Consider the following 1004-nt stretch of genomic DNA (forward strand, 5'->3'; position numbering starts at 1 on the left):
CTTTCCGGCGCAAAAATCGCGGCTCTGAAGGGCGGGGTCAACCACGCAGGCAACGAGAAGCCCCGCGGGGGCGGCGGGGCGATGAGAGGCCAAGATTGGCGCTGGAAGTGGACTACCTTTGGAGTGACTGTTCTTCCATCACGCGGCCGAGGCTCATGAGATTGTCAGCGACAACGCCGAGCCCGACCGACCGCTTCATCCCGGTGCTGCCTTTGTAGTGGCAGCGATCGAGCCCGTGCCGCCGTTTGGCCACGCTGATGCTCCCCTCGCATCCGGTCCGCCATTTCTGGCCGTTGCGGAACCAACGCTTCTTCTGCTCGCGCTTGCGCGCGACGCTTTTGATGGAGCGATTGGGGATGCAGACGCGTTTGACGCCGCTCGCCTTCGCCGCGGCTTCATTCCTGGCGGAATAGAACACGGCGTCTGCTGCGACCAGACGTGGCGTGCGACCGAGCTTGGCTTGGTGGATTTCGATGGCCGGGATCAACAGGTCCGAATCACTCGGCCGCCGGTCGTAGACTTCGTAGTCGATCACGATCTGGTTTTCGGCTTCCTGCAGCTTGACCATCTTGCCGAACTCGTTGGGCTTGCCGGCCTTGCCCTTGCGAATGATCTCCGTCGAGGGCTCGAACACGCTGAAGAGCTTGTCCTCCGCCCGCGTGTTGCCGCGGAAGATGCGTTCCCGGGTTTGCTGCATCACCTGCCGTACGAGCGACATCATCGTTTCCAGCTCCTGCCGCAAGCCTTGCAGCGCCAGCCGCTTCAAGATGCCCCTGGCCCGTTTCACGCCGGTGGCGATCTCATGGGAGAAGCGCTTCGCTTGCCCCACCACACGGCTCGTCGAGTTCAACAGCCGCCGGTAGCCTTGCTTGAGCTTCTCGTGATTGAGCGGTCCTTTGGCACGTGCGGTTCGCGAGATATCGAGCAGGCGCAGTTTTACGCTTCGCGTTCGGTCGCGCAGTTTGGTTCCGGCCGTGCCGACGATCTTGGTGACCTTCTTCATG

1 protein-coding gene is annotated in these 1004 nt (G+C 62.4%); it reads right to left on the minus strand.

The window, feature by feature from the left end; translation table 11 throughout:
- Positions 1 to 112 precede the first annotated feature (112 nt).
- Positions 113 to 1004: transposase (locus KIP88_RS45830; protein WP_214494624.1), on the minus strand; the 892-nt coding region annotated here is incomplete at its 5' end.

Source organism: Bradyrhizobium sp. SRL28 (assembly GCF_018596315.1).
Taxonomy (GTDB): Bacteria; Pseudomonadota; Alphaproteobacteria; order Rhizobiales; family Xanthobacteraceae; genus Bradyrhizobium.